Annotated in this window: 10 protein-coding genes; 9 read left to right on the forward strand and 1 reads right to left on the reverse strand. The window is 43.8% G+C overall.

Going from position 1 to position 5,565, the window contains the following annotated elements:
• Window positions 1-243: 243 nt before the first annotated feature.
• The 8 genes from NF543_RS24920 (at window position 244) to NF543_RS24955 (ending at window position 3,603) form a co-directional block, all read left to right on the forward strand.
• Window positions 244-795, forward strand: coding sequence for an ATP-binding protein (locus tag NF543_RS24920; protein WP_257670911.1), 552 nt, complete (start codon window positions 244-246; stop codon window positions 793-795).
• A gap of 99 nt (window positions 796-894) precedes the next feature.
• Entirely contained in the window at window positions 895-1,206 is a 312-nt protein-coding gene (locus NF543_RS24925) for an HTH domain-containing protein (protein ID WP_257670912.1), read from the forward strand.
• A gap of 63 nt (window positions 1,207-1,269) precedes the next feature.
• The gene (locus NF543_RS24930) at window positions 1,270-1,527 is read left to right on the forward strand and encodes a hypothetical protein (protein ID WP_257670913.1); all 258 of its coding nucleotides are present in this window, start codon (window positions 1,270-1,272) and stop codon (window positions 1,525-1,527) included.
• Window positions 1,518-1,715 (forward strand): hypothetical protein, encoded by a 198-nt coding sequence (locus tag NF543_RS24935; protein ID WP_257670914.1) that lies wholly within the window; start codon window positions 1,518-1,520, stop codon window positions 1,713-1,715. Before NF543_RS24930 ends, NF543_RS24935 begins: the two co-directional genes overlap by 10 nt.
• Window positions 1,716-2,193: 478 nt before the next feature.
• Window positions 2,194-2,373, forward strand: coding sequence for a hypothetical protein (locus NF543_RS24940; protein ID WP_257670915.1), 180 nt, complete (start codon window positions 2,194-2,196; stop codon window positions 2,371-2,373).
• Between the two features lie 48 nt (window positions 2,374-2,421).
• The gene (locus NF543_RS24945) at window positions 2,422-2,619 is read left to right on the forward strand and encodes a hypothetical protein (protein ID WP_257670916.1); all 198 of its coding nucleotides are present in this window, start codon (window positions 2,422-2,424) and stop codon (window positions 2,617-2,619) included.
• A complete protein-coding gene (locus tag NF543_RS24950) occupies window positions 2,609-3,007 on the forward strand; it encodes a PIN domain-containing protein (protein WP_257670917.1) in 399 nt (132 codons plus the stop codon). Before NF543_RS24945 ends, NF543_RS24950 begins: the two co-directional genes overlap by 11 nt.
• A 74-nt stretch (window positions 3,008-3,081) precedes the next feature.
• A complete protein-coding gene (locus tag NF543_RS24955; protein WP_257670918.1) occupies window positions 3,082-3,603 on the forward strand; it encodes a hypothetical protein in 522 nt (173 codons plus the stop codon).
• Window positions 3,604-3,612: 9 nt separating this feature from the next.
• Here NF543_RS24955 and NF543_RS24960 read toward each other — a convergent pair whose 3' ends face one another.
• On the reverse strand, window positions 3,613-4,623 hold the full coding sequence (locus NF543_RS24960) for a GlxA family transcriptional regulator (RefSeq protein WP_257670919.1): 1,011 nt from the start codon (window positions 4,621-4,623) through the stop codon (window positions 3,613-3,615).
• Between the two features lie 139 nt (window positions 4,624-4,762).
• On the opposite strand from NF543_RS24960, the gene NF543_RS24965 reads away from it, so the two are divergent.
• Window positions 4,763-5,368 (forward strand): dihydrofolate reductase family protein, encoded by a 606-nt coding sequence (locus tag NF543_RS24965; protein WP_257670920.1) that lies wholly within the window; start codon window positions 4,763-4,765, stop codon window positions 5,366-5,368.
• Window positions 5,369-5,565 lie beyond the last annotated feature (197 nt).

Genomic DNA, 5,565 nt, shown 5'->3' on the forward strand with positions numbered 1-5,565 from the left:
CGGGGATCCGCCCCAATGGGATTAGGGGCTATCAACCTAAACCTACTGCGAAGATAAGGATAACAACTATTCCTTCCAAAAACTTGTTGACAAAGCCAATTTTAGGCGGGAAGGGTGATGGCATTACGGGAAACCGGAATCCAATGGTTTAGCTAAAAACTCTTTGTTAGTTTAAATTTTCCGAATGGTGCCGATAACCCCACGTTTACCGAGGCGCCTGCCATCAGCGGACCGGTACCCCAGATGATCCGCCAAACGTTGCTTTATCTAAAGACCACGGTGCTGCAGGAAAAAATAACGAAGGTGCCCGGACAACCCGAGGCTGCCCGAGTGTGGGGGCCAAACCGGAATTTCGATTCTAACAAAGTACAGACCGGCCCGCTCTTTTCACGGCGATACCGCAACAGGCGCCTAGGCGATTTCTTGAAAGAACTGGACCTGACCGAGGGTAAAGCAACAGGTATACCCATTATCAAACGGTCATTGCAAAACAATGGATCGCCCGAAGCTGAATTTGAGACGGATAATGACCGGAGTTATTTTCAGGTCATTTTGAGGATTCATCCAGAGTTTATTACACAAGAGCTTGAGGGAGTAAATGGCGGAGTAAATGGCGGAGTAAACGAGCTACTGCATCTTATATCCAAACACCCCGGTAGCAGGGTGCCGTTCTTTGCCGAAACGATGGGGGGATCTGTGCGATCCATAGAGCGCTTGCTTAAAAGCCTCCGTGACGAAGGTAAGATCGAATTCAAGGGAGCACCTAAAACCGGTGGGTATTATGCCATTGAATAATTTTAGACCACCGTATAGAAACCGAATAGCTGGGTAGATATTGAAAAGTACGGTACGGGCTTCTTTCGTGTACGAAAAGAAATCAAAAACTACCCGACAATGACTTTTCAATATCAAGAACAGGGCAATGGGTTCGTGACTGAATTGGCTTATACCTCGCAAAAAATAGATACCAAAGAACCGCGTGGCACTGCAAATGGCACTGTAAATGGCACTGTAAATGTGACAGAAAGGCAAGATACTATTTTTGATGCCGTCAAAAAAAACAAAAATATCACCATAGAAGATTTAGTGCTACTGACAAATGTAAGCCGAAGAACCGTTACCCGCGATTTGGATAAACTAAAGAGAATGGGTAGGATTAGAAGAATCGGGGCAGACAAAGGCGGATACTGGGAAGTGGACGAATGAAAGCTTCGCGATAAATTCCTTTGGCCCAATAGCGCTATTGAATGCAGTACGTGAATTATGATTATGCTTTTAACTAGTGAGTTTGCTACACACTCCATACCCACTCTTGACGGCATCCTTCGTGGCGGTCTTGATCTGGCTTTTACACAGATATTGGCACCCCTCTCGGTGGTACTTTTCCCCTGTTTTGGTGATGTACACTATGGCGTCCTTTTGCTGGGTAGCGGCATAGGAGATTACCTTACCCCACAGATCCGAAGCCGCAGGCAGCAGGAGCCCCAATACGAGGAAAAGGTAAAGGATACGCTTACATGCGTGTGATTAATTGCTTCATCCAATCCGGAGTGTATGCCAAAAAAGGTTCACGAATCCGTGAAATCCACTCACGAATCCGGAAAAACACTCACGAATCCATAGAAACATTCCCTAATCCGGAATCGCCGGATTTTTGGCATGGTGTTTATCGCATCGGCCGCTTTCCATCATGGGGAGGACTTGCGGTAGCATGAGAGCGCGGATTCGTTTTGTGTCTTTACCGTTCATCATGCCATCTGACTGAAGAGGTTTAATAGGATTGCCACAAGATGGAGCGGATGCCCGGTGAAATCGGTGAGCATAGGCGGGGTATCTGAAAAAAAGAACCCCGTTCCATTTACAGGAAACGGGGATCCGCCCCAATGGGATTAGGGGCTATCAACCTAAACCTAATGCAAAGATAAGGATAACAACTATCCTTCCAAAAAATTGTTGACAAAGCCAATTTCAGCCTTAATCTTACCGATAAAATATTTCTCTTCTATTTTTAAAGCTAATATCTTTAGCGTTATATTTACCTTGAGNGCAAAGATAAGGATAACAACTATCCTTCCAAAAAATTGTTGACAAAGCCAATTTCAGCCTTAATCTTACCGATAAAATATTTCTCTTCTATTTTTAAAGCTAATATCTTTAGCGTTATATTTACCTTGAGATGAAGGACGCACGCGAATGGAGATATCGGAATATGCCAACCGATTCTTCGACGACGAGAAACCAAAAAATTTCTTCGATCCTTCATTGGAAGACCTCTACAATGAGGGCAAGTTGGTAAAAATCGACCCCGATAAATCCAACAATGAAAAACTCATCCGTTTCCAGCGGAATTTGGAATATGATCCGAATGCATGATAACGAACACACTTTGATATACAAGTCATCTTTCGTAAATTTGCTGATATGAAAACGGTAACATTGGAAATATTGAATGACAAAGCGATGAACCTCCTTCGTGATCTGGAGCAATTGAAGCTGTTGCGTTTCCGTAAGGATCCTCAACAAGCCTCCAAACATGCAAAAAAGAAGGTGACTTTTGACGCCGTTGCTATTGACACAACTGGGTTCAAGTTTGATCGAGACGAAGCAAATGAGCGATAAGGTCTTTTTGGATACCAATATTTTGGTTTATTCCTATTCCGTATCGGAAAAGGACAAACAGCTTACCGCTCGTAAACTTATTACCAAAACCGACTCGCATATCAGCACCCAAGTACTAACCGAACTGAGCAACACACTCACACGCAAATTTAAACTGCCTTTTGACGGCGCCTTAAAGGCCATCGACGAATGTTGTGCAAATAACCAAGTGTTTATAAACAATCCTGAAACGATAAAGGAAGCTATTAAAGTAGCGGATAAGTATCGTTTCTCTTTCTATGATAGCCTTATAATAAGTGCTGCAATTGAGTCGGGATGTAAGATATTATATTCTGAAGACATGCATCACGGACAGGTTATTGAAAAGAAGTTGACGATTATGAATTAAACACTCAAGTACGCACACACCGAGAAGCTAATGGGTATACTCAAGAGGAATTTGCTTTCCTGATCGGACGGGATGTGGCCGATGTGATTCGATATGAAGATTTGACCACAGCCGATGCCTACGATTTCAATCATATTAACCGATACGCACGGATACTGCACCGCGTACCCAGGGATTTCGTTTTCAAAGAATCGTTACCTGAGAATGACATCAAGATTGAAGCCCGCAAGACAGTATATAAGACCAAAACAACATACCGTGGCGAGCGGCAGGTGATGGTACGTGGAAAACCACAATGGAAAAAACTAAAACCTTACAGTATTTCAAATATTGAAATTACCGTTGACCCAGCCGACCTGCAACGCATGGTGGATCTGCTAAATGGTCTACTGCTCGATGGCTATTTCCGTGATGGAGTGACTGGATATGATTTATATCAACATGCCCATGAGATATGGACGGGCAGCCTATGGCCGAAGTTGGTACTGGAGGCTTTGAAGAAAATATCCGGCCGCCGCAAAAAGCCAAAGTTGCTTCCAATGCGTGACGCGCCCAAGACGGATGAGAAGTGGATTTTGTATAAGGGGGACATTTAAATTTTTACACTATGAAACTTTATAGGTAATTGATCTAAGTTTCACCGCGTCCTTATTATATTTGCGCCTGTATTCCAATGGCAACATTCCTGTAATTTTTCTAAATACTTCACGAAACGTTTTCGCGTCTGAATAACCTACATTGTACATTACTTCAGCAATTGTTTTGCTGGTGGTTTCAAATGATTTTTTTGCGGCTTCAATTTTTACCCGTTGGCAATATTCAGCAGGGGTATTTCCTGTTGCTTTGATAAACCTTCTATCAAAGTTTCGTCTGCCGACAGCGAACATGGAAGACAAATTCTTAACAGATATTTTTTCGTTCAGTTTGCTTTCAATATAAGCTTGTGCTTTTTTCACAATTTCATCGAGGTGGGACTTCTGCCCGGTAAATATGGTAAATGGTGATTGGCTTTGTCTGTCTATTTCAACTTGAAATATTTTAGAACAATAAATGGCTGTTGATCGGTCATAATACTTCTCTACAAGATAGATGATAAGATTCAGGAAAGAATAACCGCCTCCATTCGTATAAATCCCATTTTCATCTGTGATTAATTTATCAGCTTGTAAAACCACTTTGGGGAACATGGTCCTGAAATCATCAACGGCATCCCAATGTGTAGAGCAATTTTTTCCATCCAGCAAACCTGCTGAAGCCAGCATAAATGCACCGGTGCACATACTGGAAATTTCAGCGCCGTTTTTATATTGTTTCGCAATCCAGTCAGCCAGTAACTTGTTTCTTTTCATGGCCTTCTGATGAATTACTGATGGAATAATGATAAGTTGGGTTTGGGTGATGGTTGAAATGTTTACCTGTGGCCTCAATGTTAGCAAGCCTTTGTTGAATTCCGCCTTCTTTGAAACCCCTGCCAGTTCGATTTTAAACAATTCTTCCCTGCCCTGTTCTTTCCAGTACTGATTTGCACTTGTAAATATGTCGTAAGCCCCCAGTATACAGGATACACTGGTTAAGGTAGTCTGTCCATCAGGAACGATGATAGTAAGGTGTTTCATTAAAATGTGTTTTATCAAAGATAGAAGTTTTCTGTCCAAATTACCCCGCAATAAAGTCCACTTTGCCACCTTTGTCAGATAACGATCAGGCAGTACCTTTGTTTAACAAAAACATTATACCTACTAATAAATGAAAAAAATGACCGACAACACGTCCAGGAAAATGATCTCTGTGATGCAGGTCTCGTTGGATGGCTTCATTGAAGACCTTGACGGCAAAAAGGACTGGGTCGATTCGTGGGCGGATGCGATTCAGCTGATCGACGACGTCGACACGTTTCTTCTAGGCGGACACATGTATCCTGACTACGGCGAGTACTGGGGATCGATCCATGCAGAGCCTCAGCGCATCCCCGCCATTCCCGACTCTCCCACCATAGCAGGGCGGCCCCCATCCAGCAGCGAGGTTGCGTACGCGCAGTTCGCAGCGCAGACACCTCATATTGTTCTATCAACCACGCTCAAGAGCATCTCGTGGCCCTCCAAGTCGCAGATCGTCCGGGACCTCGCCGAGCTTCGGAAGCTGAAGGGCATACCGGGAAAGAACACCTACGTCGTCGGGGGAGCAGGTCTTGTAACTAGCCTCATGGATGCGGACCTAATCGATGAACTGTGGCTGATCGTCCACCCGGTCGTCCTCGGTAGCGGCAAGCCGCTCTTTAAGGGTGTGCGACGGCACTCGCTCGAGTTCGTCCAGGCACAACCGAGCAAGTCGGGCCGAGTGATTCTGACTTACCGAACCTGACGAATAATAACCATGAATTCGTGCGATTGCCAATGCAAAATAAACCCAAAGACAAGTAGATATTAATGAACTATCACAAAAAATAAGCAATGAAAAATCAAAATTTCTCCGCTACACTGTTGGTGGATCAAACTCCAGAAGAAGTCTTTGCCGCTATCAATAATATCCGTGGATGGTGGTCTGAAGACATTGAAGGC

The sequence above is a fragment of the Parapedobacter tibetensis genome (genome assembly GCF_024704835.1).
GTDB lineage: Bacteria > Bacteroidota > Bacteroidia > Sphingobacteriales > Sphingobacteriaceae > Parapedobacter > Parapedobacter tibetensis.

Bases quoted from the DNA above. Each gene is read 5' to 3' on its own strand.
- NF543_RS24920 (WP_257670911.1), top strand. From the start codon at position 244: ATGATCCGCCAAACGTTGCTTTATCTAAAGACCACGGTGCTGCAGGAA.
- NF543_RS24925 (WP_257670912.1), top strand. From the start codon at position 895: ATGACTTTTCAATATCAAGAACAGGGCAATGGGTTCGTGACTGAATTG.
- NF543_RS24930 (WP_257670913.1), top strand. From the start codon at position 1,270: ATGCTTTTAACTAGTGAGTTTGCTACACACTCCATACCCACTCTTGAC.
- NF543_RS24935 (WP_257670914.1), top strand. From the start codon at position 1,518: ATGCGTGTGATTAATTGCTTCATCCAATCCGGAGTGTATGCCAAAAAA.
- NF543_RS24940 (WP_257670915.1), top strand. From the start codon at position 2,194: ATGGAGATATCGGAATATGCCAACCGATTCTTCGACGACGAGAAACCA.
- NF543_RS24945 (WP_257670916.1), top strand. From the start codon at position 2,422: ATGAAAACGGTAACATTGGAAATATTGAATGACAAAGCGATGAACCTC.
- NF543_RS24950 (WP_257670917.1), top strand. From the start codon at position 2,609: ATGAGCGATAAGGTCTTTTTGGATACCAATATTTTGGTTTATTCCTAT.
- NF543_RS24960 (WP_257670919.1), bottom strand. From the start codon at position 4,623: ATGAAACACCTTACTATCATCGTTCCTGATGGACAGACTACCTTAACC.
- NF543_RS24965 (WP_257670920.1), top strand. From the start codon at position 4,763: ATGACCGACAACACGTCCAGGAAAATGATCTCTGTGATGCAGGTCTCG.